This window comes from Chitinophaga sp. (genome assembly GCF_039596455.1).
Lineage (GTDB): Bacteria > Bacteroidota > Bacteroidia > Chitinophagales > Chitinophagaceae > Chitinophaga.
The window spans coordinates 12,741-39,080 of record NZ_JBCNJR010000010.1; the positions used below are offsets into that span (position 1 = coordinate 12,741).

General features: G+C 54.7%; 24 protein-coding genes. 12 read left to right on the forward strand and 12 right to left on the reverse strand.

Annotated elements, in window-relative coordinates; translation table 11 throughout:
* Positions 1 to 34: 34 nt before the first annotated feature.
* The 3 genes from rclC (at position 35) to ABDW36_RS23325 (ending at position 4,376) form a co-directional block, all read left to right on the forward strand.
* Positions 35 to 586, forward strand: coding sequence for a reactive chlorine resistance membrane protein RclC (gene rclC / locus ABDW36_RS23315; protein ID WP_343704344.1), 552 nt, complete (start codon positions 35 to 37; stop codon positions 584 to 586).
* 86 nt (positions 587 to 672) lie between these two features.
* Positions 673 to 3,009, forward strand: coding sequence for a family 10 glycosylhydrolase (locus ABDW36_RS23320; RefSeq protein ID WP_343704345.1), 2,337 nt, complete (start codon positions 673 to 675; stop codon positions 3,007 to 3,009).
* 86 nt (positions 3,010 to 3,095) lie between these two features.
* On the forward strand, positions 3,096 to 4,376 hold the full coding sequence (locus ABDW36_RS23325) for a DUF5690 family protein (protein ID WP_343704346.1): 1,281 nt from the start codon (positions 3,096 to 3,098) through the stop codon (positions 4,374 to 4,376).
* On the opposite strand, the gene ABDW36_RS23330 is transcribed toward ABDW36_RS23325, so the two are convergent.
* From ABDW36_RS23330 to ABDW36_RS23355, 6 genes are all read right to left on the reverse strand, one after another.
* Positions 4,344 to 4,706, reverse strand: coding sequence for a DUF1304 domain-containing protein (locus ABDW36_RS23330; RefSeq protein WP_343704347.1), 363 nt, complete (start codon positions 4,704 to 4,706; stop codon positions 4,344 to 4,346). The two genes, ABDW36_RS23325 and ABDW36_RS23330, sit on opposite strands and share 33 nt — an antisense overlap.
* Before the next feature lie 123 nt (positions 4,707 to 4,829).
* Positions 4,830 to 5,426: a histidine phosphatase family protein gene (locus ABDW36_RS23335; RefSeq protein WP_343704348.1), complete on the reverse strand. Its 597-nt coding sequence runs from the start codon at positions 5,424 to 5,426 to the stop codon at positions 4,830 to 4,832.
* On the reverse strand, positions 5,419 to 6,831 hold the full coding sequence (locus ABDW36_RS23340; protein WP_343704349.1) for an FGGY-family carbohydrate kinase: 1,413 nt from the start codon (positions 6,829 to 6,831) through the stop codon (positions 5,419 to 5,421). The genes ABDW36_RS23335 and ABDW36_RS23340 overlap by 8 nt, the downstream gene beginning before the upstream one ends.
* Before the next feature lies 1 nt (position 6,832).
* A complete protein-coding gene (locus tag ABDW36_RS23345) occupies positions 6,833 to 8,269 on the reverse strand; it encodes an FGGY family carbohydrate kinase (RefSeq protein ID WP_343704350.1) in 1,437 nt (478 codons plus the stop codon).
* Positions 8,262 to 9,269, reverse strand: coding sequence for an NAD(P)-dependent oxidoreductase (locus ABDW36_RS23350; RefSeq protein WP_343704351.1), 1,008 nt, complete (start codon positions 9,267 to 9,269; stop codon positions 8,262 to 8,264). The genes ABDW36_RS23345 and ABDW36_RS23350 overlap by 8 nt, the downstream gene beginning before the upstream one ends.
* Entirely contained in the window at positions 9,266 to 10,522 is a 1,257-nt protein-coding gene (locus tag ABDW36_RS23355) for an MFS transporter (RefSeq protein WP_343704352.1), read from the reverse strand. Before ABDW36_RS23355 ends, ABDW36_RS23350 begins: the two co-directional genes overlap by 4 nt.
* A 244-nt stretch (positions 10,523 to 10,766) precedes the next feature.
* Here ABDW36_RS23355 and ABDW36_RS23360 point away from each other — a divergent pair, with 244 nt between their 5' ends.
* A complete protein-coding gene (locus ABDW36_RS23360) occupies positions 10,767 to 11,531 on the forward strand; it encodes a DeoR/GlpR family DNA-binding transcription regulator (RefSeq protein WP_343704353.1) in 765 nt (254 codons plus the stop codon).
* A gap of 629 nt (positions 11,532 to 12,160) precedes the next feature.
* Here ABDW36_RS23360 and ABDW36_RS23365 read toward each other — a convergent pair.
* On the reverse strand, positions 12,161 to 12,361 hold the full coding sequence (locus tag ABDW36_RS23365; RefSeq protein ID WP_343704354.1) for a hypothetical protein: 201 nt from the start codon (positions 12,359 to 12,361) through the stop codon (positions 12,161 to 12,163).
* A 113-nt stretch (positions 12,362 to 12,474) separates the two neighbouring features.
* Here ABDW36_RS23365 and ABDW36_RS23370 point away from each other — a divergent pair, with 113 nt between their 5' ends.
* The 4 genes from ABDW36_RS23370 (at position 12,475) to ABDW36_RS23385 (ending at position 16,039) form a co-directional block, all read left to right on the forward strand.
* Positions 12,475 to 14,310 carry an ABC transporter ATP-binding protein gene (locus ABDW36_RS23370; RefSeq protein WP_343704355.1) on the forward strand — a complete coding sequence of 612 codons (1,836 nt, stop codon included), beginning with the start codon at positions 12,475 to 12,477 and terminating at the stop codon, positions 14,308 to 14,310.
* Positions 14,311 to 14,409: 99 nt separating this feature from the next.
* Entirely contained in the window at positions 14,410 to 14,694 is a 285-nt protein-coding gene (locus tag ABDW36_RS23375; RefSeq protein ID WP_343704356.1) for a DUF3817 domain-containing protein, read from the forward strand.
* A gap of 71 nt (positions 14,695 to 14,765) precedes the next feature.
* On the forward strand, positions 14,766 to 15,305 hold the full coding sequence (locus ABDW36_RS23380; protein ID WP_343704357.1) for a hypothetical protein: 540 nt from the start codon (positions 14,766 to 14,768) through the stop codon (positions 15,303 to 15,305).
* The gene (locus ABDW36_RS23385; RefSeq protein WP_343704358.1) at positions 15,302 to 16,039 is read left to right on the forward strand and encodes a hypothetical protein; all 738 of its coding nucleotides are present in this window, start codon (positions 15,302 to 15,304) and stop codon (positions 16,037 to 16,039) included. The genes ABDW36_RS23380 and ABDW36_RS23385 overlap by 4 nt, the downstream gene beginning before the upstream one ends.
* Here the strand turns inward: ABDW36_RS23385 and ABDW36_RS23390 are convergent.
* Positions 16,036 to 16,536, reverse strand: coding sequence for a DinB family protein (locus ABDW36_RS23390; RefSeq protein WP_343704359.1), 501 nt, complete (start codon positions 16,534 to 16,536; stop codon positions 16,036 to 16,038). The genes ABDW36_RS23385 and ABDW36_RS23390 overlap by 4 nt on opposite strands.
* Before the next feature lie 95 nt (positions 16,537 to 16,631).
* Between ABDW36_RS23390 and ABDW36_RS23395 the strand changes: the two genes are divergently transcribed.
* Positions 16,632 to 17,096, forward strand: coding sequence for a hypothetical protein (locus tag ABDW36_RS23395; RefSeq protein ID WP_343704360.1), 465 nt, complete (start codon positions 16,632 to 16,634; stop codon positions 17,094 to 17,096).
* A 2-nt stretch (positions 17,097 to 17,098) separates the two neighbouring features.
* Here the strand turns inward: ABDW36_RS23395 and dusB are convergent, their stop codons facing one another.
* From dusB to ABDW36_RS23415, 4 genes are all read right to left on the reverse strand, one after another.
* Positions 17,099 to 18,136: a tRNA dihydrouridine synthase DusB gene (gene dusB, locus ABDW36_RS23400; RefSeq protein WP_343704361.1), complete on the reverse strand. Its 1,038-nt coding sequence runs from the start codon at positions 18,134 to 18,136 to the stop codon at positions 17,099 to 17,101.
* An 83-nt stretch (positions 18,137 to 18,219) separates the two neighbouring features.
* Positions 18,220 to 19,989 (reverse strand): hypothetical protein, encoded by a 1,770-nt coding sequence (locus ABDW36_RS23405; protein WP_343704362.1) that lies wholly within the window; start codon positions 19,987 to 19,989, stop codon positions 18,220 to 18,222.
* 121 nt (positions 19,990 to 20,110) lie between these two features.
* Positions 20,111 to 20,857, reverse strand: coding sequence for a metallophosphoesterase family protein (locus ABDW36_RS23410; RefSeq protein ID WP_343704363.1), 747 nt, complete (start codon positions 20,855 to 20,857; stop codon positions 20,111 to 20,113).
* Positions 20,858 to 20,869: 12 nt separating this feature from the next.
* Entirely contained in the window at positions 20,870 to 21,424 is a 555-nt protein-coding gene (locus tag ABDW36_RS23415; protein WP_343704364.1) for a GNAT family protein, read from the reverse strand.
* Between the two features lie 89 nt (positions 21,425 to 21,513).
* On the opposite strand from ABDW36_RS23415, the gene ABDW36_RS23420 reads away from it, so the two are divergent.
* From ABDW36_RS23420 to ABDW36_RS23430, 3 genes are all read left to right on the forward strand, one after another.
* Entirely contained in the window at positions 21,514 to 23,007 is a 1,494-nt protein-coding gene (locus tag ABDW36_RS23420) for an arylsulfatase (protein ID WP_343704365.1), read from the forward strand.
* A gap of 74 nt (positions 23,008 to 23,081) precedes the next feature.
* Positions 23,082 to 24,707: an FAD-dependent oxidoreductase gene (locus ABDW36_RS23425; protein WP_343704366.1), complete on the forward strand. Its 1,626-nt coding sequence runs from the start codon at positions 23,082 to 23,084 to the stop codon at positions 24,705 to 24,707.
* A gap of 58 nt (positions 24,708 to 24,765) precedes the next feature.
* Entirely contained in the window at positions 24,766 to 26,283 is a 1,518-nt protein-coding gene (locus ABDW36_RS23430; protein ID WP_343704367.1) for a sulfatase, read from the forward strand.
* Positions 26,284 to 26,340: the final 57 nt, after the last annotated feature.

Genomic DNA, 26,340 nt, shown 5'->3' on the forward strand with positions numbered 1-26,340 from the left:
TCCCTGCCGCCACGCAGTGCAATAGTTTTGCAGCATGAGAATTCTGCAAGCCATCAGCCGGCTGGAGGGCGCCGGCATCCGTTTCCTGCGTATAGCTATTTCCGTTATCCTCATCTGGATAGGCGCCCTGAAGGTAGTGCCCTATGAAGCGGAAGGCATCACGCCTTTTGTGGCTAACAGCCCGTTCATGCGTTTCTTCTACCACAACCCGGAGCAATACCGGGAGCACCGTAACAAGGAAGGGGAGCTGGTGCCGGAAAACAAGGCCTGGCACCGGGAAAACAATACCTACGGCTACGCTTACGGCCTGGGCGCCCTGCTGGTTACCATGGGCCTGCTGCTGCTCCTGAACAGGGTGCATCCGCTTTTTGGTGTGGCCGGGGGTACCTTGACATTTATTATGGGCATAGGCACCTTGTCTTTCCTGGTTACCACTCCGGAAACGTGGGTGCCGGCCCTGGGAGACGCGCACCATGGCTTTCCTTATTTATCCGCCGCGGGCAGGCTGGTGATCAAAGACCTCATCATGCTGGCAGGAGCTGTGGTGGTCACGGCGGATTCGGCAAAAAAGCAGCTGGCCCGGTAAGGAATTTTTCCGGGAGGAATAACGGTTAGGCATTTCCAGTTGTTCTTATAAGATAGAAAACCGTTATCAACCAAAATCCCCGGAAAATGCCTAAAACTCTACGCCTTCTGCTGCTCTGCAGCCTTTTGCCCCTCTTTGCCAACGCGCAGAAAGCCCCCAAAAGGGAATTACGCGGCGCCTGGGTAGCCTCTTACTTTGGTATAGACTGGCCCAATAAAACGCAAACGCCGGCCCAGCAAAGGGCGGCATTCATCACCATTGCAGACCATCACAAAGCTACCGGCATCAACGTGTTGTACGTACAGATGCGCAGCCAGTGCGATGCCTTGTACCCCAGTGAAATAGAGCCCTGGAGTAACGACCTGACCGGCACGCAGGGCGTACCGCCTTCCACTCCCTGGGACCCCATGGCCTTTGCCATTGAAGAATGCCACAAGCGCGGCATGGAGTTCCATGCATGGCTCAACCCTTACCGGGCCGTGGGCAATACCGCCAACCTGCCCAATTTTGCGGCCAGCCACGTAGCCAAGCAGCACCCGGAGTGGCTGCTGACGCAAGGCACCCTGCAGGTACTTGACCCGGGGCTGCCTGCAGTGCGGGACCATATCATGAGCGTGATCAATGACATTGTGACCCGTTACGATGTAGACGGCATCCACTTCGACGATTATTTTTACCCGCCCGCCGCTCCGGCCGGCGTTACCCCGTATAACGACGATGCTACTTTTGCCGCCTATCCCCGTGGTTTCACTGTAAAGGAAGACTGGCGCAGGGATAATGTGAACCTGCTCATCAAACGGGCATATGACAGCATCCGGGCCAAAAAGCCCTGGGTGAAGTTCGGCGTATCTCCCTCCGGCATTTACCGCAACAGCATAGACCCTAACGTGGGCTCGCCCACCAGCGGCCTGCAGCACTATGTGACGCTGTTTGCCGATACCAAACGCTGGTTGCAGGAAGGCTGGGTAGATTACATCATGCCGCAGGTATACTGGTGGATAGGGCAACCCGGCGCCAATTACGCTGCCCTGATACCCTGGTGGAACAACCAGGCCGCCGGCCGGCATATCTATATCGGCATGGCAGGCTATAAGGTGCTGGACGATGCGAATGCCAACTGGAAAACAGACTCTACGCAGATACCACGGCAGGTAAGGATGAACCGTGACAGCTTGTATCCCAACATCTACGGCCAGTCTATCTACAACACTACCAGCCTGCGCAATAACAAGAACCGCTTCCGGGATTCACTGCGCCTGGTGTTCTATAACAAACCGGCCCTGCAGCCCGCCATGCCCTGGCGTGATGCGGTGGCGCCCACGGCGCCCGTTGCCCTGGACGCGCAGCAGCAGGCAGACTCCGTGCTCCTGAGCTGGACAAACACGGCGGGTACCGGGGAAATGGACAGGGCGCGGCAGTTCGTGATCTACCGCTCCACCCATCCCCAGATAGACACCACATCCGCAGATAATATACTGGCCATCACCAACGGCAGCGAAACGGTGTATACAGACAAGACCGCCGTTCCCAATACTACTTACTACTATGCGGTAACGGCGCTTGACCGTTACCATAATGAAAGCGGCCTCACCAATCTTTCCGCCAACCTGGCGCCGGAGATCGTTTGTCCGGGTATGCAGGAGCTGTACGGCAACGCCCTCTGTATGGCGGAGCTGCCGGACTTCCGTCAACTGGGCATAGTGGCTGATACCACAGGCGTTACCATTACCCAGCTGCCGGCGCCGGGCAGCCTGGTGGCCCATAACAGCCTGGTACGCCTGGTGGCCGTTAATGCAGGCGGCAAGGCGGATACCTGCAGCTTTGCCGTACACCTGAAAGACACCCTTGCACCGCAGATAGCGGGCCTGGGTACCAACCCGGCGCTCATCACCGTTCCCAACAACCAGATGGTGCCTGTAACGGTGAACTACAGTGTGACGGATTGCAGCCCTGTTACCAGCGTGATCACTGTAACCAGCAACGAGCCGGTATGGGGCGCCCCTGATTGGGAAGTGGTAGACGGCCATACTGTGAAGCTCCGGGCGCAACGCCTGCCGCTGGGTAACGGCCGCGTATACACGATCACCGTAACCAGCACAGACAGCGCCGGTAACGTAAGCACGGCCAGCACCAACGTACTGGTACCGGGCAATAAACCGTGGACGCATGGGGACGGCCTGGCGGTCATAGCCCTGCCCAACCCCACGTTCAGCCAGTTTGTGTTGCTGATGAAGAGCGCTGCTGCATTGCCCATCCAGCTGAACATCTACAACAGCAACGGGCAGCTGGTGGAAAGCCGCAGCGGCATAGCGCCCAACAGCACGTTGACCATCGGCGGCAACTACCCCGGCGGCATGTACTATGCAGAGATCATACAGGGTACCCAACGCCAGATACTGCGGCTCATTAAAATAGGCCATTGATCGTTACTCACACATACAACGGGGCTGCCTGCAACTGCGGGCGGCCCTGTTTTTATTACGGGATTTAGCATGTATCTTCAGTTCCTATGTCAGCAGTCCGTTTTACTAACCGCCAGATATGGGTGGCCCTGTTGGCGGCCATTACCGGTTTTTGCGCCTACACCGCCATTTTCGCTTACCGCAAGGCCTTTAACGTAGCGCCCTTTGAAGGGCACCAGCTGTTCGGAACGGACTACAAGGTGGTACTGGTGGTAACACAGATAGCGGGTTACATGGCCAGCAAATTTTACGGCATCCGCTTCATTGCGGCATTACCCCGCGTACGCCGTCACTGGCTGATATGGCTGCTGGTGGGCATTGCCTGGACGGCCTGGCTGCTCTTTGCCCTGCTGCCGCCGCCTTACAATTTCTGGTGCCTGGCGCTGAACGGTTTTCCGCTGGGCCTCATCTGGGGCATTGTGTTTTCTTACGTGGAAGGAAGGCGCACTACAGACCTCATCAGCGCGGCGCTGGCCGTCAGCTTCATATTCGCCTCAGGCCTGGCCAAAACCACGGCGCAATGGGTGATGAACGCCTGGCAGGTGAGCGAGTACTGGATGCCCTTCACCGTAGGCTGCATCTTTGCTCCCGCATTGATATTGTTCGTATGGCTGCTGGAGAAAATTCCGCCGCCTGATGCGGAAGACAAGCTGCAGCGCATGGACCGCCAGCCCATGGCGAAGGCAGACCGCAAAGCCTTGCTGAGCGGGTTTCTGCCGGGTATTACGGTGCTCACCGTGATCTATATTCTTGTTACTATTTTACGCGAAGTGCGTGACAGCTTTATGGCGGATATGTGGCGGGAATCAGGCGTTACATTTATGCCCGGGGTATTTGCGAGAACGGAAACGCTGATCTCCCTTGTGATATTGGTGCTGATAGCGGTCATGATCTGGCTGCGCAACAACTTCAAAGCTTTTATGCTGGCGCATGGCATCATGCTGGCAGGTTTCTGTACGGCCCTGCTGGCAACATTGTTTTTCAGGCAACAGGCGCTGCCTATGTACTACTGGATGCTGCTGGTAGGGCTGGGACTGTATATGGTGTACATCCCTTTCAACAGTATTTTGTTTGACCGTTTTATTGCCGCTTTCCGTTTCAACGGCAACGCGGGTTTCCTGATCTATATTGCAGACGCGTACGGTTACCTGGGCAGTGTGGCGGTGATGATAGGCGCGGGCGTAATGGCCGGCAAGGTGAACTGGCTGGAGTTTTATACGCAGCTGGTGATGGTGGCGGGCGTAACAGGCATAACAGGTACGCTCGCGGCCATGTGGTATTTCCGGAAGAAAAAGCTAGAACATCACCAGCAGGAACAGCCCGATTAAGGCAGGCAACGCCTGTACAAAAAAGATCTTGCGGCTGGCGCTTGCGGCGCCGTAAAAACCGGCAATGGCTACACAGGCCAGGAAAAAGGCCGCCACGTTCTCTGCCCATTCCGGCTGCCTGATAAACAGGCTCCATACCAGCCCCGCGGCCAGAAAGCCATTATAGAGGCCCTGGTTGGCCGCCAGTGTGCGGGTAGGGGCGAACAGCTCGCGGGGTATCTGTTTGAACACTTTGGGGGCGCGCGTTGTCCATGCAAACATTTCAAGCCAAAGGATATACACATGGATAAGGGCAATGCAGGCAATAACGATCATGGTAATGGTAGCCATAAGGGGTGCTTTTCCCGAATATAGGGATTTAAACCATGGATGCCATAAAAAAGCGGAGGCCATTGAGCCTCCGCTTTGCGATATACAATAACAGGTAAGGGATTTTACTTTTTAGATGCGTTGTCAGAATTTCGAGTTCAGATGTTCCAGCGTAAAGGCGCCGTCTGCCGCCAGGGTGAACATGGTGATGGAAGCATTGTCTTGCACCAGCATGCGGTAGTTGCGCAGGGGCATGCCCAGCTTGTAGGCCAGGTAGAGGCGGTTCACGCCGTTGTGGGCCGCCACCAGTATGTTGCCCTCTGCGTGATGTTGACGTACATCGTTGAAAAAGGCGTCTACGCGGGTGACTATTTCCATGCCGGTTTCACCTGTGCCGCCTGCGCGGTACACGGCGGGATCTTCCATCCAGTTTTGCCAGAGCAAAGGGTTTTCGGCAATAAATTCCTCCTTGGTCTTCTTTTCCCAATCCCCGAAATCCGCTTCTATCAGCCGGGCGTCTTTTTTTACATGCGCGCCGGTGGCAATATTGGCAGTCATGAACGCCCTCTCCAGGGGAGAGGAGTACACGCCGTCAAAGGTGATATGTTTCAGCTGCTCCTTTACCAGTTCGGCCTGTTGTATGCCTTTGGCCGTCAGCGAAATGTCTGACCTGCCGCAGTACCTGTTGTTGTCCGCATTCCAGGCCGTCTGGCCGTGGCGGAGTAAAAAAACTTTAAGCATAAGTATGTTGCGGAATGTATCCTTTTTCAATCAGTTTGTTCTTAAACCGCTGGTACCCGTCAATGTAGCGGGCGGCCTTGCCGGGCTCCGGCCTTACGGTCTTTTCCGTACGGGCCATGGCGGCGGCGGCTTCCATTACCGTGGCGTACCGTGTTTTGGAGGCGGCCAGTATAGCGGCCCCTGCAGCGCCGCTCACCTGTTCCATTTTATACAAAGGCAGATTGAGCACGTTGCAACGGATGTTGAGCCATACATGGCTGTTGCTGGCGCCGCCGGCGGTGTACACGGCTTTCACCTGTTCGCCAGACAGTTTTTCTATCATCTCATAAGCCAGCTTCTCAATGTAGGCCACGCCTTCCATGCCGGCCGTAAAGCGCTCTGCATCGGTAAGGCCCGGTGTTTCAAAGCCCTGTGCCTGCGGGGCAATGAAGGGAAAACGCTCTCCCTGCTGCATCAGCGGGTACACCAGGTGCCTCGTGGGGTAGAGCAGGGCGGCGGCCTCATTCAGCTCCTGCAGGCGGTTGGCAAAGAGTTTGGTCACCCAGTCTGCGCCGGTGTTGCTGGCCCCGCCGGGCATCCAGTAGCCTTCCGGGTGGCGGTGGCTGTACAGGCGGTCTTCCGGGTCTTTGATGGCGGCGGTGGTAACACCTTTTACTACCAGCGTGGTGCCAATGGTGGTATTCCAGTCGCCCGGGTTCACCGCGCCGGAGGCCACCTGCGAAGCGCAGCCGTCTGTCATACCGGCCACTACCACAATGTTTCCGTTGAGCCCTTTGATACGCGCGGTAACGGCGCCCAGGGGCGTGCCGGAGGGTACTACCTCTTGCAGCCACTCCCGGCGCAGCGGCAATTTTTCCCAAATATATTCCGGCCAGCGTTGCGCTTCAACATCGTAACCGGATTTTAACACATTGGTAAAATCACTGCGGTCAAAGCGCCCGCACAATTTACCGATGATATAGTCTGCCGCGTGAATGAACTTGTAGAGCTGTTCCGCCTTTTGCGGGTATTGTTTGACGAACCAGAGCATTTTGGGCAGGCCGCTGGAAGTGTTGAACCCCGTATAGCCGCCGGGGTGGTGCTCCAGGGCCAGCTGGCGGCACAGTTTGCCTTCTTCCGCCTGCCGCCCGTCGCTATACATGATGGCGTTGTGGAGCGGGCGCCCGTTGTGGCCCAGGGGAATAATGGTGCCGGAGGTGGAGGTGACTGATATGGCTTTGATGTTGTAGCCTTCCGGCAATTGCTCCAGGGAGCGGAGGCAGGCGGCCCACCAGTGTTCCGGGTCCTGCTCTTCGCGGTGAAGGGGAAACTGTTCTTCGTGCGCGGCCACGGGGCGGCCCTGTTCATCTGTCAGCAGCACGCGCGCGCCCTGTGTGCCTACATCTATGCCTATAAAATAATCCATGTTAATTCATATTCCTGAAATGGTTCCTTGTTTTCTCCCATTCCGCGTACAAATCCGCGTAATAGGCTTCATCCTGCGGGTAAACGGTTTCCGTGCTGCCGTCCATCTCCACGTTCACCTGCAGCGCTTCGTTGCAGATAAGCGCGCCGCCAATGGCGGAAGATTGCTGGAAAGAGCGGCGCATCTGCACCTTTTTACCCGTGAGGTTGGCAATGATCTGCCGCAACACCTTGCTCTGCAGCCCGCCGCCGCAACCCCAGATGTAGTCAGGCTGATGGCCGGCTACTTCCGCCAGAATGCGGTAATTTTTGACAATGGAGCAGGCAATGTCCAATATGGTAGCCCATACAAAAGAGCCGCGGGTGAGCAGGTGAGAAACGGGCGCAGGGAAAATGAAGCCGCCGCGGGTAAGCGCCACCTCTTCATCCGCCAGCAGGGAACCCAGTGATGCCATGCAGAAGGTATGCGTATTGGCGGCCAGCTCCTGCTCAATTACATCGTAGCCTTCGTTCGGATAGAAGATCTCTTTCAGGCGCTGGTAGTTCAGGCCGGTTACGCCGGCGTTGGCTTCGAATACAAAGCGGCCGTCTTCAATATCCCGGCTCGTCCAGGTGCGTTCGTCATCATCCAGTGTATACGTGCCTGTCAGTTTTACAATGGGTGTGGTGGTGCCTGATACGATCACCATATCATCTACCGCCGGGCGGGTGCTTTTGATGGCCAGCTGCGTATCGCCTCCACCTACCACTATCTGCACGTCATCCCGTAATTGCAGCTCTTTGGCCACACCCGGGCGGATGGGGCCCAGTATGGTGGCGGAGGCGGCAATGGGCGGCAGCAGCGCCGGGCTCAGGCCGAATACGGCGCAGAGCTCGGGGCTCCATTGTTTCTTTGCCACGTCGTACAGCAGCGTTTCGGAGGCCTGGGAGTGCTCATAGCGGCTAATGCCGCTGAGCTTGTATTCTATCCAGTTGCTGATGCTGAGGAAAGAAGCGGTTTTAGCCCATATTTCCGGGCGCCGCTCGCGGATGCCTACCAGCTTCATGGCGGAGAACAGGGAAGTGGGGTAGCGGCCGGTGAGCTGGTACACCCTGCTTTTGTCTGCCATGATGTGCTCCCATTCCCTGCCGCGGTGGTCTATGTTGGGCAGGCCGATGAGAGACTCGCCTTCGGCGGAAAGCAGTACAATGCCTTCCCGCTGGCTGGTGGCCGTAATGGCTTTCACGCGCCCGTCAGGTATCACCTGTTTGGCAAGGCGGAGTACCTGCTGCCAGAGTTGCTCCGGCTCAAAATAAATTGAATCGGGGTAGAGCGGGTCTTTGACATACACAATGTCTTCCCGCGCTACGCCCAGCACTTCACCCGCAGGGGTGGCGGCGGCTACGCGCACGTTGCCGGTGCCTATGTCTACAATAATATATGCGTGATCGTTAACCATTGACCTGTATTGAGCGTATTTCCTTGTTGGCAAGTTCAGCAATAGATTTGTTGCCGTTGGCAAACCATTGTATCAGTGCGCGGTTGAGAATGTCCACATGGTGGTCTTCCACTTCGTGGGTAGCGCCGGCAATGTGCGGGGTGGCTATCACGTGCGGCATGTCAATGATGCGGTAGTCTATGGCGTCCGGCGGCTCGTTGTCAAATACGTCCAGGATGGCGCCGCGGATGGCATTTTTCTCCAGCACGCCGAGCAGCGCTTCCCGCTGTACTACGGAGGCGCGGGCCGTGTTCACAAAAATGGCGTCTTTTTTCATTTTCGATAACAGGCTGCTGCCTATCATGCCCTTGGTTTCTGCCGTTACCGGCAGGTGAACAGACACAATATCGCTGGTGGCAAACACTTCTTCAATGCTCAATTTACGGTATGCCGGGTTATGTTCGGTTACATAAGGGTCAAAGAACTGGATCTGGCAAGGGTAGTCTTTTACCATGCGCGCAATCAGTTGCCCGATGGCGCCAAAGCCCACCATGCCGATGGTTTTGCCGGCCAGCTCGTTGCCTTTGAAGTGGAGGTAAGAATCATGCGCGCCTTCCTGCCATTGCCGGTCTTTCAGCCAGTTGATGCCGGGAATGGTGTTGCGCAGCAGCATGATCACATTGGAGATGAACATTTCCGCTACGGCCTGCGCATTGCGGGCCGGTGTAAAAAATACCGGGATGCCCAGTTCCGTGGCTTTGGGCACGGCTACGTTGGAGGGGGTGCCGCGGCACACGCCAATGAACTGCAGCTGCGGGTTGGCGGCAATCACGCGCGCGGTTACATGGTCATGTTCTGTGATGAGGGCTTCGGCGCTGCTTTCTTCCAGCAGGGCCAGCAGCTCTTCCTCATTCCAGGCGCGGCCATTGGGTTTCCATGATCTGTATACAACTTCCCCGAATTGTTGCTCGATTTCCTGTAATCCTTTTTCATTGTAGGGGGCTGTGATCAAAATTCTCATGCGTATTGTTCTGTTTTAATCGTATGGTGATGTAGTGTCTTAGCATTGTCTGGAAGGGTGATAAAACGGGTTAGTACGGCGCTTACGAGATAGAGCACGGCCAGTATCCAGATCACGCCCTCTTCGCCCGCCATACCTATAAAGAGGCCAACAATAGCGGGGCCAACAAATACCGGCAGGCCGGCGCCCAGGTTGAGGATGGCCATGGCCGCACCTTTGTCTTTCTGTACCAGTGAAGGCACCAGGGCCGTTAACGGCACGTAGCCGGCCAGGAAGGCGCCCCAGAGCACGCCGGCGGTCATCACCATCCAGAAGCTGCCCTGCCAGATCTGCGGGGCGTAATAGAACAGGAGGGTGGTCACCGCGCAGCCTACGCCGCCAAACCACATGATGGTATTGCGCCAGCCCAGGCGGTCTCCCACAAAACCGAAGATGAGGTTGAAAATGATATTGGCGGTGAAGATGGTACCCCAGATCTGCAGCCACTGCGTGGTGTCAAAACCGTGGCGGGCCATGTACATGGGCAGAAAAACAGGGAAGGCGAATTGCGCTGTTGTATTGATGACCCGTACAATGCCGCCCAGCAGCACTTTGGGCTCTTCTTTCACAATGGTGAGGCCTTTTACCAGCTCTTTGGCGCGGTTGCCCGGCGCGGCGGTTTTTTGTGCGCTGGTTTTATTCAGTACCAGCGCAAACAGCGCGCCCAGCAGGGCCCAGAAGAGAGAGGTCCACAAGGTATTGAGATGCCCGAAGCGGGTGATGGCCCAGCTGGAGTAATAGGCGCCCAGTACGTTGAGGCCGCCGGTGAATACGAACCAGAACCAGCCAACGGCGCGGCCCAGCTGCTTTTGCGGGCTGCTGTAAGCAATCCATACCAGGAAGGAGTAGGCAAACAAGGGATAACCGAAGCCACGCAGCGCATAAGTGAGCAGCATAACGGGGAAGTTCAGCTCCGGCATACCGAAACCTACAAAGCCTACCGTGCCCAGGCAATAGAGGAGCAGGCCGGCCGCCATGGTGCGTTTCACGCCAAAACCTTCCGCCAGCACGCCGGAAAACCAGGCAGAAATGGCAATGGTAATGCCGTAAACGGTAAACAGGGTGGCAGACTGCTGTACGGTCATACCATGATCTACCAGGTAGGGGCTGAGCCAGCCCTGTTCAATACCGTCGCCCATCATAAAGATCATGATGCCGATATAGCCCCATAATAACTGCCGGGGAATTCCTGTTTTTTCATAAAACGTTGACATGTGGTATCAGTTGTTGTGGTGAAATTGGGTTTCGTGGAAAATTTGTCTCCTGCAAAGTAGAAATTAAACTTAATTAAACAAAATTTAATTAAAATAAAGTTTGTGAAAGTATTCAAAACCAGCGATTGATCTGCATTGTAAGTGGATTTAACAAGCATGGTAATTGGCCGGCTGCCGGAACATTTGAAAGAAAATATTACTTTTGATGAAAGGAATTTAAACATAAAGAAGACCATTTCGCGATATGAACATAACAGACAGGCACCAGCACATCCTGCAAAAACTGCAGGAAAACGGCCGGGTAGATATACAGGAACTGAGTGAATCTTTACAGGTATCCGGGGTTACCATCCGGAAAGACCTGAAGCTGCTGGAAGAAAAAAAGCTGTTGTTCCGCACCAAGGGCGGTGGCTCCACGCAGAACCCCTATACTGTTGAGCGCCCCATTAACGAAAAGGAATTCATCAAATCAGAAGAAAAGAAAAAGATAGCCAAAGCTGCCCTGACCCTGATAGGGCAGAACGATTCCATTATCATAGGCTCCGGCACTACGGTGTTTGAGCTGGCCCGCGCCCTGCACCCGGTTAAACATCTCACCGTTATTACCCCGGCCCTGAAAGTAGCGCTGGAGCTGTGTAACCGGCCGCATGTAGACGTGCTGCAGATAGGCGGCCTCATTCACCAAAGCTCATCTGCCGCAGCGGGTTCTTTTGCGGAGCGGCTGCTGGACGATATTTCATGCGGCGTGCTGTTTGTTGGGGTGGATGGCATAGACCCTGAATTTGGCCTCTCTATCACCAACCTGTCTGAAGCCAGCCTGAACATGAAAATGATAGGCCTCTCCCAAACCGTAGTGGTAATGGCAGACAGCTCCAAATTTGACCGCCGCGGCATTGGCCGCATCTGCAGCCTGGAGCAGGTGGATTATATTATTACTGACAGCCTGGTACCGCAGGAAACCGTGCGCATGTTGACGGAGCGCGGGGTGAAGGTGATCGTTGCGGAGTAGGGTGTGCCTTAACCCCCTTTAGTCAGTGTTCAGGATAAGCCATCTTATTCCCGGTGCCGGCAGTATGTCCGGTGATGGCATCTGCGAACCCGGCAACCCGCTGAGTGCGCTCGCAATGCTTTTGTGAATGCGTCCAGATAGTATTCCTTCAGCGGGTTTTCTGACCGTATCAGTATGGAGGCATATAAACCAGACAGATTGTATTCTTTTTTGCAGTCAAATCTTTCAATAGACATATGACCGGTTTCTCTCAGCCATTTCCTGAAAATGATGTTTCTGTGCCGTGCATAACCGTCTTTAGTGTCACAGATATAAGATAGGCAGGCGCATTTATTTTTGTTGAAGTAGTTGGAAAGCGCATAAATGATGGTATTCCTGACTTTTTCATCGTATATGTGTCTGATGGCCTCTTCCGCCAGGAAAGCAAATGCAGGTATTATCAACTCTTTTCCTGCGCAGTCTGTCAGATAATATTCTGTGAAATGTAAATGGTAACAAGCTCCGGTTGCAGTAATAAACATGTATCCGTTTCTCGTTGGAGAAAGATCGTAACGTGGTAACAAAACAATGGGTTTTACACGTGAGTAAATAACGACGCAGTAAAAAGGCTGGTGATTTATCTGACAGCTCTAGATAGTAGCCCCCGATAGCTTTTCCCGTTGCGGGTCTGCAAAAGGATCTATAAACCTGATATCCGTCAATGTGGATAAAGGAATGCCATTACGTATGGCATCCGCTATTCTCCACTGGTCACGTAACATTTTAGCAAAAACAGTGTTCCCGTTTTGCCAGGAATAATCAATGGTGGTTGGTTGTTCTTTTGTCATCATACCTGTAAATTATTTTATTCTTTCCTAACAAAAAAATCATTTCTGCCAAAACAGCTACATTGTAAAATATTTGGTACTGCCAGTACTACTTTTTCAACTTAATACACAACACCATGAAAAGACCCGGCAGAAAACCCGGTGAGCCGGATGTAAGCTTTCGGGAAAGGATGGCCGCGTTGCGCAACCTGCCGGCGTTCTTCAAGCTGGTATGGCAAACCAGCCCCGCGCTTACAACTGCCAACATATTGCTGCGCGGCGCGCAATCTGCCACGCCGCTGGCGCTGCTGTACACAGGCAAGCTCATCATTGATGAAGTGGTGCGCATGACGCAGGTGAAAGGAGACCTCAGCTACCAGTACCTCTGGGAACTGGTGGCGCTGGAGTTTGCGCTGGTAATTGCCAGCGGCGCATTGGGGCGTGCCATCTCCCTGCTGGACGGGCTGCTGGGAGAGCAGGTGGCCAACTACACTTCCGTGCGCATTATGCAGCACGCCGCCACGCTAGACCTCGACCAGTTTGAAGATTCTACTTTTTATGACAAGCTGGAACGTGCGCGCCAGCAAACCATGGGCCGCACCATCCTGCTCTCGCAGGTGCTTTCACAGGTGCAGGATGTGGTGACTATGGGCTTTCTGGCGGCGGGCCTTGTGAGCTTCAGCCCCTGGCTGATCTTGCTGCTGCTGGTGTCCGTCATACCTGCCTTCCTGGCGGAAACGCATTTCAATGACCGCTTTTATGCGCTGGCCTGGGGCCAGACCTCAGACCGGCGGGAGCTGGATTATATCCGCTACCTGGGCGCCAGCGACGAATCTGTGAAAGAGGTAAAGATCTTCAACCTGTCAGACTACCTGGTAGAACGCTTCCGCGCACTGTCAGATAAATTCTATCACGATAAAAAAAAGTTGTCCATCCGCTACAACATCTGGGCGGTGCTCTTTGCCATTGTTGGCAGCGCGGGATATTACACAGCGTATGTGATCATCATCCTGCAAACAGTAAAAGGCCAGCTGAGCATTGGCGACCTGGCCTTTCTTGGCGGGTCTTTCCGTCAGCTGCGCGGGCTGCTGGAAGGGGTGCTGATGCGCTTCACCAGTGTAACGCAGGGCGCTATTTATTTACGTGACCTTTTCGAGTTTTTTGAAATAACGCCCCGCATTGTGCAGCAGCCGCATGCACGGCCTTTTCCCAATCCTATCCGGGAAGGTTTTGTATTTGAGAACGTGGGCTTCCGCTACCTGCATGCGGAGCGCTGGGCCAACCGTCACCTCAGCTTCACATTGCGCCCCGGAGAAAAACTGGCGCTGGTGGGAGAGAACGGCGCAGGAAAAACTACCCTGGTAAAATTGCTGGCCCGCCTGTATGACCCTACGGAAGGGCGTATTCTGCTGGACGGGCACGATCTTCGGGAGTATGACCTGCGCGAGCTGCGCAAACAGATCGGCGTTATTTTCCAGGACTTCCAGCGCTACCAGATGACGTTGCGGCAAAACATTGCCGTTGGCAATATTGATGAGTACAACAACCAGCCCATGGTAGAGAACGCGGCCTACAAAAGCATGGCCAATGAACTGACGGAAAGGCTGCCGGGCCGGTACAACCAGATGCTGGGCCGCCGCTTCAGCAACGGCGTGGAGCTGTCTGGCGGGGAATGGCAGAAAATAGCGCTGGCCCGCGCCTACATGAAAAATGCACAGGTGCTGATACTGGACGAGCCCACCGCCGCACTGGACGCCCGCGCGGAATATGAAGTGTTCCTGCGTTTTGCAGACCTTACAAAAGGCAAATCCGCCGTGCTCATTTCTCACCGCTTTTCCACGGTACGCATGGCAGACCGTATATTGGTGCTGGAAAGGGGAGAGCTGGTGGAAATTGGCAGCCATGAGCAACTGCTGGAAAAGGGCGGCCGTTACGCGGAGCTGTTTCACCTGCAGGCGCAAGGCTACCGGTAAAGAGCGGCAATCTGCTGGTAATCAGGCCCTAGCTGCATTGCGGCCCGCGGCATGACGAGAATCATATGCAGAATGACGCCTGTGGCGTAGTATTGCAGCATGAACGCAATTAAAAGATTCCGCATCATAGCCTGGCTGGAGGGCATCTCGTTCCTGCTGCTGATATTTGTGGCCATGCCCCTGAAATATTTTGCAGATGAGCCCTGGCTGAACAGGCAGGTGGGTATGGCGCACGGCCTTCTGTTTGTGTTGTACGTGATATTGGCCATTGAGGTGAAAATAGCCCTTAACTGGAGCCTGAAAAAAACGGCCATTGCCCTGGGCGCTTCCATCATCCCTTTCGGCACTTTCTACATCAACGAAAAGTGGATCAGGAAGAATTAAACTTCCGTTACCTGTAACTTTCAATAGCGCAGCATCGTTTTGATATTACATAACCCTGTAATATCATACGTATGCTGCGCATTATTTTTCCCTGTTTACTCATCTTGCTGGTGTTGTCCAGCTTTTACCCCGTTAGAAGAGTGCCTGCTCCCCAGCTGGTAGACGGCTATGCTCCCGTTTACGGCCCTGCAGACCATCCATCGCTGAAGATCGGCGCCGCGGCTGTGCGGCCCATCACTAACGGCGGGAAGATCTTTGTTATCGGCGACAAGCTCTTCCAGGTGGAAGGCGGCGCCGGTATTCATATCATCGATTATGCGGACAGGCAGCATCCCGTGAAACTGGGCTTTCTGAATGTGCCCGGCTGTACAGAGGTGGCGCTGAAAGACTCCATGCTGTTTACCAATCATTACGGGGACATGGTGGTGCTGGACGTAAGCAAATACCCCGCGGTGGAAGAAAAGTCACGCATCCGGAACGTGTTCCCGGATGTTACTTCGCAAACCCCGCCGGAGCGGATGGTGTATTATGAGTGTGTAGACCCGTCAAAAGGCTCCGTGGTTGGATGGCAGAAAAAGAAAGTGTACACCTCAAATTGTTTTTTCAGATGAGAGCGATCCTGTTTTCCCTGGCCGGAGCGTTATTGCTGCTGGCAGGCTGTTCAAAAGACAATGCCGGCACACCCACACCAGACAGCGGCAAAGGCGGCTCGCTGGCGCGTTTTACCATTGTTGGCAACTACATGTACGTAGTTAACTCGCAGCAATTGAAGGTATATGATGTTACCGCGCCCGGTTCTCCGGTATTCAAAACCGAAGTGTCTCTGGGCCGGGATATTGAAACTATCTTCCCTTATGACGGCAACCTGTTCATCGGCTCGTCTACCGGCCTTTACATCTGCAGCCTGGCAGACCCGGCCAGCCCCAAGCTGGAGAGTATGGTGCAGCACCTTCGTGCCTGCGATCCCGTGGTGGCTATCGGCAATACGGCTTATGTAACCCTGCGCGCGGGCACAGGCTGCGGAGGTACGCAGAATGCGCTGATGGTGTATGACGTGGCAGACATCAGGAGCCCGAAAATGTTAAGGACGATGGTGTTGAAAGGGCCATACGGCCTGGGTGCAACGGGAACTGCGCTGTATGTGTGTGACGGTACCAACGGGTTGCTGGTATATGACATCAGCACGCGGGAACAGCCGGCCCTGGAAAACCGTATCTCCGGCCACGACTATCGGGACGTGATCCCCCACAGGGGTGTGCTGATTGCGCAGCTGGCCAATGGCGTTGCTTTTTACGACATCAGCCGGCCGCGTCAACCCGCACATTTATCTACATTGCTCCATTAAAGCCCCATCTCGTCTGCGCTGGGGCCATAGCTGCCCGGAATGGGGATGTTGAGCAGGCGAAGGTATACGCCCAGCTGCGCGCGGTGGTGTACCGTCTGGCAGAACGCCATGCGTATCACTTCCGCCTTGGAGGTGGCGCTGTGAATGGTATCGCCGGTGCGCAGCGTCCAGATCTTGTCCAGCAGCGCTTCATCGGTTTTTTCCAGTTCGGAACGGCCTTCTTCATAAGATTTCTCGAACATGGCCAGCAGGTCTTCCCGGCTGTTCACCACCGGCTGTTCGTAGGGAGCGGTGGCAAAGTCAAGCTCATCGGTATTCACCGCCATGCTTACCCAGGAGGGCAGCTCTGCAATGTGGGCGCTCAGGGCGCGCATGGTCATGCTTTTGGGATGGGGCTGCCAGTCCAGTTTGTCTGAAGGAACAATAGACAGCATTTTGCGGGTGGTTTGGGCTTCTTGCGCCATTTCTTTGAGGAGGCTTGGAATGATTGACAACATAATTCAGTTTTTTTGGTTTGTTAATTCAAAGTTCCGGCGCGGTTGTGACAGCCCTATGTCAGTAGCATTTAAAAATTATTTAGTAGATTTATTTTATGATGAAAACAGCCTTATTATCCGCTTGTGTACTGGCCGGAGCATTGTTTTCCTGCAATTCCGCACCCTCCAAAAAAGAGCGTGACTCCGCCGTAACCAACCCCGAGCTTACCAATACCAGCGCTACCTGCTATATGAAAGCGGTGGGGAAAGACACGTTTTTGCTGCAGGTGCTGGTAGAAGGAGATAAGGTAGACGGCGTGCTGGATTATGACTTTTTCGAGAAAGACAAAAGCAGCGGCATCCTGGACGGGCAGCTGAATGACAATATACTCCGCGCTTCCTACAGCTTCCAGGCGGAAGGCACGCAAAGCACCCGCCAGGTAGTGTTCAAGCTGATGGGAGATCAGGCTTATGAGGCTATAGCAGACAGCATGGACACGCAGGGCAACCCCGTGTTCAACAGCCAGGACGAATTATTGAAATTCGATCCCACTCCGTACAGGAAGCAGGCTTGCCAGTAAGGTCACAACTGGCAGTTGGTGTGATAATCTACAAGCTGGATGGGCGTTTTCTCCATCTCAAACCCTTCATACGCCCGTAGTACTTCGTCCAGCACGGCATTGATCTCTTCCGGGTCATTGAGTGTAACCAGCCGGCTGCGGAACTCCTTGATGCCGGGCAGGCCTTTCAGGTAATTGAGATAATGGCGGCGCATGGCGTAAATGCCCGCAGCAGGGCCCTTCCATTGCAGTGATTTGCGCAGGTGCTGGCGGCATACCTCCACGCGTTCTGCCACGGTAGGCGCGGGCAGCTCTTCACCTGTTTGCAGGTAGTGGCGCACTTCCCGGAATATCCAGGGGTAGCCAATGGCGGCGCGGCCTATCATGATGCCGTCTATGCCATAGCGGTTTTTGTATTCCAGTGCTTTCTGCGGGCTGTCTATATCCCCGTTGCCGAAAATGGGGATGTGTAGGCGGGGATTGTTTTTCACTTTGGCGATCAGGCTCCAGTCTGCCTCTCCTTTATACATCTGGCAGCGGGTACGGCCATGAATGGTCAGCGCTTTCACGCCTACGTCCTGCAGGCGCTCGGCTACTTCTTCTATGTTTTTGGTGGCATCGTCCCAGCCCAGCCGGGTTTTAACGGTAACGGGCAGGTTGGTGGATTTTACGCAGGCATCTGTAAGCCGCACCATCAGCGGAAGGTCTTTCAGCACGCCGGAACCCGCGCCTTTGGCCACAATGCCTTTTACAGGGCAGCCGAAGTTAATGTCCAGCAGCTCGGGCCGGGTAACGTCTACTATTTTGGCGGCCAGGGCCATGCGCTCTTCATCCCCGCCAAAGATCTGGATGCCGGTGGGCCTTTCTTCGTCGAAAATATCCAGCTTGCGGCGGCATTTGATGGCATCACGGATGAGGCCTTCACTGGAGATGAATTCCGTATATACCAGGTCTGCACCGTTGGCCTTGCATACCACGCGGAAGGGAGGGTCGCTCACATCTTCCATGGGCGCCAGCAGCAACGGAAAATCCGGCAGCGTTATATGATCGATCTTTACCATTTGCGGCTGCAAAAATACGGTAAAAAATAAAGCAGGATGCCCGTTTTGGCGGACACCCTGCATTTTTGGGGTTAAGGGGCGTTTTATTTCGCCCAGATGGCGCTAAAACGGCCATTATTATCGTAGTTCTGCACTTTGATGAGGCGGAGGCCTTCCGCGCTGAACTGGTTGAATTTAGCCTGGTAGCCCGAAGAGGTCATGCCGTAGTAAGCGGCGTAATTGCTCTTTTTGGGGCGCCATACGCCGCCCACGGTGTTGCCGTTCACGTTGATGCTGCGCAGTTCCCAGTTTTTGTACAGCTCGTCAAACTTCTTGTCAAAATCGGCTCCTTTCATGCCGTAGTAGAGATAAAAACCATTGTCGTTCGGTTTGTTCACGAACACAGCGGCATGGTAGCGTTTGCCGTTCACAGTATAGTCAACATGCTCCTGCACGTGCCATTTTTTGTTCACGATGTAATCTTTCCAGAGCGCGTCAAAATTGGCATCGTCACGGTTATGCACGGAAACGGCGCTTTGCCCGGCAGGTTTTCTTTCCCAGATGGCGGAAAACCGTGGGTTGCCGCTGCCGTCTTTCGTAACGGAGAGCTGGCGGGGGCGGTACCCCTGCTGGTCATACGAGCTGAAGAACTGCTGGTAGGTGGTGCCGTTCATGTAGAACCGGGCATACCAGGAGCCCGGCAGCCCCCACTGGAAGGAGCCGGCGGCATAGAGGTTGCTGCCGCTGCGGTCTACGCTCACGGTTTGCAGGGCCATGCCCATGCCGGTGTAATAGCTCCAGAACTTGTTCACAAGGTCAAGCGGTACGTTGTGGAAACTGGGGTAGAAGGGGGCAAACAGCCGGGCATACGGCGTGGCGGCCTCCAGGTCGTAACAGTCTACCCCGGCATGGTTGTAGGAGCCGTAAGGGTCTACACGCACCCATTCCGTAGTATGGCCCGGGCGCGTGTCTTTTACCCTTACTTCAAAGTGCAGGTGTACGTTAAAGGAGCGGGTATCCGGGTTTTTGAGCGTTCCGTCGTCTTTCAGTATTACGCCAATGCCGCCGGAGCCGGTGTTGCCCGCATATGCCAGGAACTGGCCGGCTTTCACGATGTCATTTACCTTTACGGCAATTTTCTGGCTGTTGGTACCCCAGCACAACTGGCTGGTGGTGCCGTTGGTGGCAAAGTCCTTATATTTTCCGCTGGTGGCCTTGGCCTTGGCGCGGTCATGGTCATACCCGTTGCGCAGGTGCAGGTAGGTGCTCCTGTATTTATAACCGTCGGGCGCTGTGTGTTCTACGGTCACAATGTTGCCGCCCCCGTCAGACCACTTCACGTCTATCACTTTGCCAGGCGCAATGGCATACACGCCAAAGGTGGGGTCTTCCCCGGCTGCCACGGAGGTTTTGCCGTAATCTATGGCGCGGTGGGCGTCATTGTTGCCGTCGTTATCATTGTCCCAGCTGTAATAAAATCCCTGCCAGATGCCGGTGCTGCTGTTTTTGTACGGCAGGTACAGCGGCATGTGGGCTTTCACGGAGTTGTACACGGGCTCCAGGTCTGCCTCCACCACCGGTGCGGCACAAAAAGCGCCGCGCATGAGTTTGGCTACGCCGGGCGCATCTGCTTCGGTAAATACCAGCTGCTGCACCGGCTGCATGCTGCGGGTGGCGGTAATTTTTTTGAGGGGCCCTGTTTTAGGGCGATTGGTGGCCTCATCTCCGTCAGGGCCCTCCGGCAGCGGCATGGTGGGCTTTTTCACGCGCTGATAAAGTACTTCCTGGGCATTCTCTTCTTCCTGTGGAATGTTCTGGGCATACGTTCCGGCACAGCAGAGCGCTGCGGCCGCTACTAGATACAAGCATTTCATAAAAAATTCTTTTGTGGGTGTTAACAATTTCAACTGGGCCGCAAACTAGGCCCAATTATGAAAACGGAAAAGCTATAACTGGCAACTGGCGGGGCTGAGGGTATAACTGGCGGAAAAAATCTTACAGGCTGCGGTACGGCTGATTGTTGCGGCCGCGCTCAAAGGGATATAGCTGCTGTACTGCATCCGATTGCAGCACTTCCTTACTTTCTACTTCCATGGCGGAGAGGGGCCCGGTGAAGGCGGCGCCGGTGTCTACGTTCCACACATTGGCGCAGTGCATAGGCCGGAAGATATCATAATTGACGGTGGGCGTATGGCCAATGAAGATCTCGCGGAACAGTTTGAGCCGCCGCGGGTAAAAGGGAGAGCTTTGCGGCATGTTTTTGTCCAGGCTGAGCGCTGTTTCCCAAAGGGTACGGTCCCACCAGTAATTGCTCCTGTCTCGCTCTCTTGAGGGGCCGTGGAGAGAAGAAAAACCGGCGTGCACAAACAGGCGGTTGTCTTCATCTTCATAATAGGAGCGCAGCCTGTTAAAGAAATCAAGATGCGCCTTTCTTTGTTTGCCGGAAACGGGCTCATAACTTTCTACGGTAGATTGCCCGCCATGGAAAAGCCAGGTCGGGTCTGCATCCTGCCCGCCGAGCCAGGCCTCACACCAAACATCGTGATTGCCACGGAGAAAAACGCAGGCGTACTTTTTTTCAAACTCCAGCAGCCAGGCAATCACCTGCGCGGATTCTGACCAGCCGTCTACATAGTCTCCCATGAATATAAAGCGGTCACCCTTCCCGGGCTTCATTTTTTCCACCAGTTGTTCCAGCGCTCTCAGGGCGCCGTGTATGTCTCCGATCACAAAGGTCCTCATGTTGGAAGTGATTTAACGAAGATGCGTGAGCCGTGAATAGACAACCGAGTCCCAGAAGCGGCCCATCAGGAACTCGGCTTCCCGGAAATGCGCTTCTTTCACAAACCCGCATTTTTCCAGCAGCATGGCGGAGGCGGTATTGCCGGGATCTATGACGGCTTCAATGGAGTGGAGCCCCATGGTATTGAAGCCATAGTCTGCCACGGCTTGCAGCGCTTCCTTCATCAGGCCTTTGCCCTGATGCGCGGGGGCAAGAATGTAGCCTGTTTCCGCACGGAAATGTTCCTGCCTGATGTTGAAAAAACCGATGGTGCCAATCAGTGTCTGCTGCCCCTGGACGGTAAGGGCCCAGTGCACGCCTTCGTTATTGGCCGCCATGGTATTGAATTGTGTTATCAGCGCCAGCACGTCTGCTTCCGTTTGCGCCAGGGGGCGGGGAATGTACTGCATTACCGCCGGGTTGGAGCGGAGCGCCAGCAGTTGGGGCGCATCGGAAGGTTGCATCTGGCGCAGCAGCAGGCGCGGCGTGCGCAGTTCCGGAAAGGGGGTGAATTGCACGGTCAGCATTTTGTGAAAATAAGACAATGCTCTCAGGTTTCTGCATTATTTTAGAGTGGTCAATTTAAGACGGCCAAAGGCCGCAAATAAATGTTTGTATGAAAAAAGCTGTTCTCTTCACTTGTTTGATGGCAACGTTCAGCGTTGCCTTGTTTGCGCAAAAAAAGCGCTCGCCCAATATCATTTTTATTTATGCGGACGATCTGGGGGTAGGTGAAATTGGCGCGTACGGCCAGCAGAAGATCAAAACGCCGAACCTTGACCGGCTGGCCGGCGAGGGCATCCGCTTTACGAACTTTTATACCAGCACGCCGGTATGCGCGCCGGCGCGTTGCATGCTGCTCACGGGCCGGCACGGCGGTCATTCCTACATCCGCGGCAACTATGAGCTGGGCGGGTTCCCAGACTCGCTGGAGGGCGGGCAGATGCCCCTGCCCGAAGGCACCCTCACGGTAGGCAAAATGCTGCAGCAGGCGGGCTACCGCACGGCGGCCATCGGCAAATGGGGGCTGGGCATGCATTACTCTACCGGCAACCCGCTGCTGCAGGGTTTCGACTATTTCTACGGCTACCTTGACCAGAAGCAGGCGCATAACTTTTACCCCAGCCACCTTTGGGAAAACGGCCGCTGGGACAGCCTGAACAACCCGCCCATGAACGTGCACCGGCGCCTGGAGCCGGCTGCGGCAAAAGATGCGGATTTTGAATATTACAAGGGAAAGGAATATTCCGTTGATGCCATGACGCGGAAGGCCCTCCGTTTCATGCAGCAGCAGGGCAACCGCCCTTTCTTCCTTTACCTGCCTTATACCATCCCGCACGTATCCCTGCAAGCGCCGGACGCGGCCGTGCAGCAGTACATCGGGCAGTTTGACGAAAAGCCTTATTACGGGCAGCAAGGGTATGCCGCTGCCAAACACCCCCTCAGCACCTACGCCGCCATGATCACTTACCTGGACGCGCAGGTGGGCATCATCATGGAGCAGATCAAAAAAATGGGGCTGGATGAAAATACGGTGATCATGTTCTCCAGCGATAACGGCGCTACCTTCAACGGTGGTGTGGACGCGAAATTCTTCAACAGCGTGAGCGGCCTCCGGGGGCTGAAGATGGACCTCTACGAAGGCGGCATCCGCGAACCACTGATAGCCCGCTGGCCGGGCACTATACCGGCAGGGCGCAGCTCGGCGCTGCTGTCTGTGCAATACGATATGATGGCCACTTTTGCCGCTATTGCCGGTATTCCCGCACCGCCCAACGACGGTATTTCTCTTTTGCCGGAAATGACCGGCAAGCGGGACCAGCAGGCCCATCGCCCGTACATCTATTTTGAATATCCGGAAAAAGGCGGGCAGGTGGCCATCCGCATGGGGCCGTGGAAAGCCATCAAAACAGGGGTGAAAGCCAACCGGCAAATCCCCTGGCAACTGTACAACCTGGAGCAAGACCCCGCGGAAGAGAAAGACCTGGCGGCGCAGCACCCGCAGATGCTGCGGGAGTTTGACGCCATTGTGAAAAAAGAGCACCGGCCCGCGCATATCAAGGAATGGGAATTTCTTGACCCGAAGGTACCGCTGGCGAATAAAGAGTAGCCATGTAAACCGAAAATAACATAGGCCCCCGTAGAAAAATTATTATATTGGGGATTTTCACTCCACGTCTTATTATGAGAAAAGCATTTGTATTCTTTTTGTTACTGGCACAGGCCTCATTTGCACAGCAACAGGCCGATGTGATCATCTACGGCGGCACGTCTGCCGCCATTACTGCAGCCGTTCAGGTGAAGCAGATGGGTAAATCCGTTATTGTAGTGTCTCCAGATACGCATCTGGGCGGCCTTTCCTCCGGCGGGCTGGGTTTTACCGATACCGGGGACAAATCCGTGATCGGCGGGCTGGCACGGGAATTTTACCACCGCGTTTATCTTCATTATCAAACCCCCGCCGCCTGGAAATGGCAAAAGCAGTCGGAGTACGGCAACAAGGGCCAGGGCACGCCTGCCATGGACGGCACGGAGCGTACCATGTGGATATTTGAGCCGCATGTGGCAGAAAAGGTGTTTGAAGACTTTGTAAAAGAGCATAACGTCACCGTGCTGCGCAACGAGTGGCTGGACCGGGAAAAAGGTGTAGTGAAGAAGAACGGCGCCATTGTGTCTTTCACCACGCTCAGCGGTAAAACGTTCAAAGGTAAAATGTTCATAGACGCTACGTATGAAGGAGACCTGATGGCCGCCGCCGGCGTAAAGTACCATGTAGGCCGCGAGGCCAACAGCGTATACGGCGAAGAGTTCAACGGCGTACAAACGGGCGTGTTCCATCACCGTCATCACTTTGCCATGAAAATAAGCCCGTACAAGGTACCGGGTGACCCGAAGAGCGGGCTGCTGCCGCTGATCTCTGACAAAGACCCCGGCATCAAGGGAGAAGGGGACAGCCGCATACAGGCCTACTGTTTCCGCATGTGCCTGAGCAACAACCCCGATAACCGCGTTCCCTTCCCCAAACCCGAAGGCTATGACCCGGCAAGGTATGAGCTGCTGCTGCGCGTGTTCAACAGCGGCTGGCGCGAAACGTTCGACAAATACGATCCTATTCCCAACCGTAAAACGGATACCAACAACCACGGGCCTGTCAGCACAGACTACATCGGTATGAACTATGATTACCCGGAAGCCTCTTACGAGCGCCGCCGCGAAATCATTAAAGACCATGAGCAATACCAGAAGGGCCTGCTGTATTTTATGGCCAACGATCCGCGTATGCCGGCAGACGTGCAGGAGAAAATGAAACAGTGGGGCCTGCCTAAAGACGAGTTTATGGATAACGGCGGATGGCCGCACCAGCTCTACATCCGCGAGGCGCGCCGCATGATAGGGCAGGAGGTGATGACGGAGCATGAAACGCTGAGCAAAAAAGCAGTAAAACAACCCGTAGGCATGGGCTCCTATACGTTGGACGCTCACCATGCGCAACGTTATGTAACGCCGGATGGATATGTGCAGAACGAAGGAGATATAGGCGTGCATGCGAAAATACCGTACAAGATCTCTTACGGCGCCATTATTCCCAAAAAAGAAGAATGCCGCAACCTGCTGGTGCCGGTATGCGTATCCAGCTCCCATATTGCGTTTGGTTCCATCCGCATGGAGCCGGTGTTTATGATTCTGGGGCAAAGCGCCGCCACGGCCGCCGTACAGGCCATTGACAGCAAAAAGGCGGTGCAGGACATCGACTACAACAAATTGCAGGCGCAGCTGCTGAAAGACAAACAGCGGTTGAGCAAACCGTAACATACGTAACTTTGCTGCGGGCCACGGCCCGCAGCTTTGTCTATAAAAAGAGACCACCATGAGAATCCTTGCAGTATTGTTGCTGCTGGCTACCATGCCCGCATTTGCACAGCAACAGCGCAAACCGAACATCATTTTTATTTTCTCGGACGATCACGCCTTCCAGGCCATCAGCGCCTACGGCGGCAAGCTGGCGCAAACGCCTAATATAGACCGTATTGCACGGGAAGGCGCGCTGTTCCGCAATGCATTGGTGACCAATTCTATCTGCGGCCCCAGCCGGGCAACGTTGCTCACCGGGAAATACAGTCACAAAAACGGGTATACGCTCAACGAGAAAAAGTTTGACGTAACCCAGCTGCTGTTTCCCCGTGTATTGCAGCAGCATCAGTACCAGACCGCATGGATAGGCAAGTGGCACCTGGGCAGCATGCCGCAGGGCTTTGACTACTGGCGCATACTGCCGGGGCAGGGGCATTATTATAATCCTGACTTTATTGAAATAGGAGAAAAACGGGAGCGCGTACCGGGTTATGTGACCAACCTGGTTACAGATTTCTCTATAAACTGGCTGGAGCACAGAGACACGTCCAAGCCTTTTATGCTGGTGGTAGGCCACAAGGCCACCCACCGGGAGTGGCTGCCCGATCTGCCTGACCTGGGGGCGTATGACAATGTGAACTTCCCGCTGCCGCCCACCTTCCGCGATGACTATGCCGGCCGCGCGGCGGCGAAGGACCAGGACATGAGCATTGAAAAAACCATGCGCCTGAAAGAAGACCTGAAGGTGCATGCAGACTATACCCGTAACATTTATAACCGCTTCACGCCTGAAGAGAAAAAAGCGTTCCAGGACTATTATGAAGGCCGCGTAAGCAAGGAGTTTGATGAGAAACAGCTTAGTGGCCAGGCCCTTACGGAGTGGAAATACCAGCGTTATCTGAAAGACTACCTGTCTACCGCCAACGCGCTTGACCGCAACATTGGCCGCCTGCTCAACTACCTTGACAAAAGCGGCCTGGCTGCCAACACAGTAGTAGTGTACGCGTCAGACCAGGGCTTTTACCTGGGCGAGCACGGCTGGTTCGACAAGCGGTTTATTTACGAGGAGTCTCTCAAAACGCCTTTTGTAGTACGCTACCCCGGCGTGATCAAACCGGGCACGGTAGTGAACGAATTGATGACGAACGTAGACTGGGCGCCCACACTGCTTGATATTGCCGGCGTGCCCGCACAGCCGGAGATGCAGGGCACTTCCTTTATGCCGCTGGTGAAACAGGGCGGCAGCAAAAAAGGCTGGCGCAAAGGCGCTTATTATCATTATTACGAGTTTCCCCAGCCGCATCACGTATACCCGCATTTCGGGATGCGCACCAGCCGTTACACGCTGGTAAGGTTTTACGGGCAGGCCAATACCTGGGAATTATATGACCTGCAGAAAGATCCGCACCAGGTAAAGAACCTGTATGGCCAAAAAGGGTATGAGAAGATTACCGCGGAGCTGAAACAGCAGCTGGGCCAGCTTATAAAGCAGTATGAAGATGATGAGGCGGCGAAGATCATGCAGCAGGGGTAAGAACAGCAACTTTCTCCGCCGGGTACCGGCATAAAAAAGCGAGGGCACTGCAACACT

Excerpts from the sequence above, each read along its gene's own strand:
- ABDW36_RS23430 (WP_343704367.1), top strand. The coding sequence starts at position 24,766 with ATGAGAATCCTTGCAGTATTGTTGCTGCTGGCTACCATGCCCGCATTT.
- ABDW36_RS23375 (WP_343704356.1), top strand. The coding sequence starts at position 14,410 with ATGAACGCAATTAAAAGATTCCGCATCATAGCCTGGCTGGAGGGCATC.
- ABDW36_RS23360 (WP_343704353.1), top strand. The coding sequence starts at position 10,767 with ATGAACATAACAGACAGGCACCAGCACATCCTGCAAAAACTGCAGGAA.
- ABDW36_RS23405 (WP_343704362.1), bottom strand. The coding sequence starts at position 19,989 with ATGAAATGCTTGTATCTAGTAGCGGCCGCAGCGCTCTGCTGTGCCGGA.
- ABDW36_RS23355 (WP_343704352.1), bottom strand. The coding sequence starts at position 10,522 with ATGTCAACGTTTTATGAAAAAACAGGAATTCCCCGGCAGTTATTATGG.
- ABDW36_RS23385 (WP_343704358.1), top strand. The coding sequence starts at position 15,302 with ATGAGAGCGATCCTGTTTTCCCTGGCCGGAGCGTTATTGCTGCTGGCA.
- ABDW36_RS23415 (WP_343704364.1), bottom strand. The coding sequence starts at position 21,424 with ATGCTGACCGTGCAATTCACCCCCTTTCCGGAACTGCGCACGCCGCGC.
- ABDW36_RS23340 (WP_343704349.1), bottom strand. The coding sequence starts at position 6,831 with ATGGATTATTTTATAGGCATAGATGTAGGCACACAGGGCGCGCGCGTG.
- ABDW36_RS23350 (WP_343704351.1), bottom strand. The coding sequence starts at position 9,269 with ATGAGAATTTTGATCACAGCCCCCTACAATGAAAAAGGATTACAGGAA.
- ABDW36_RS23390 (WP_343704359.1), bottom strand. The coding sequence starts at position 16,536 with ATGTTGTCAATCATTCCAAGCCTCCTCAAAGAAATGGCGCAAGAAGCC.
- ABDW36_RS23335 (WP_343704348.1), bottom strand. The coding sequence starts at position 5,426 with ATGCTTAAAGTTTTTTTACTCCGCCACGGCCAGACGGCCTGGAATGCG.
- ABDW36_RS23365 (WP_343704354.1), bottom strand. The coding sequence starts at position 12,361 with ATGATGACAAAAGAACAACCAACCACCATTGATTATTCCTGGCAAAAC.
- ABDW36_RS23410 (WP_343704363.1), bottom strand. The coding sequence starts at position 20,857 with ATGAGGACCTTTGTGATCGGAGACATACACGGCGCCCTGAGAGCGCTG.
- ABDW36_RS23420 (WP_343704365.1), top strand. The coding sequence starts at position 21,514 with ATGAAAAAAGCTGTTCTCTTCACTTGTTTGATGGCAACGTTCAGCGTT.
- rclC (WP_343704344.1), top strand. The coding sequence starts at position 35 with ATGAGAATTCTGCAAGCCATCAGCCGGCTGGAGGGCGCCGGCATCCGT.
- ABDW36_RS23320 (WP_343704345.1), top strand. The coding sequence starts at position 673 with ATGCCTAAAACTCTACGCCTTCTGCTGCTCTGCAGCCTTTTGCCCCTC.
- ABDW36_RS23370 (WP_343704355.1), top strand. The coding sequence starts at position 12,475 with ATGAAAAGACCCGGCAGAAAACCCGGTGAGCCGGATGTAAGCTTTCGG.
- ABDW36_RS23325 (WP_343704346.1), top strand. The coding sequence starts at position 3,096 with ATGTCAGCAGTCCGTTTTACTAACCGCCAGATATGGGTGGCCCTGTTG.
- ABDW36_RS23425 (WP_343704366.1), top strand. The coding sequence starts at position 23,082 with ATGAGAAAAGCATTTGTATTCTTTTTGTTACTGGCACAGGCCTCATTT.
- ABDW36_RS23395 (WP_343704360.1), top strand. The coding sequence starts at position 16,632 with ATGATGAAAACAGCCTTATTATCCGCTTGTGTACTGGCCGGAGCATTG.
- dusB (WP_343704361.1), bottom strand. The coding sequence starts at position 18,136 with ATGGTAAAGATCGATCATATAACGCTGCCGGATTTTCCGTTGCTGCTG.
- ABDW36_RS23330 (WP_343704347.1), bottom strand. The coding sequence starts at position 4,706 with ATGGCTACCATTACCATGATCGTTATTGCCTGCATTGCCCTTATCCAT.
- ABDW36_RS23380 (WP_343704357.1), top strand. The coding sequence starts at position 14,766 with ATGCTGCGCATTATTTTTCCCTGTTTACTCATCTTGCTGGTGTTGTCC.
- ABDW36_RS23345 (WP_343704350.1), bottom strand. The coding sequence starts at position 8,269 with ATGGTTAACGATCACGCATATATTATTGTAGACATAGGCACCGGCAAC.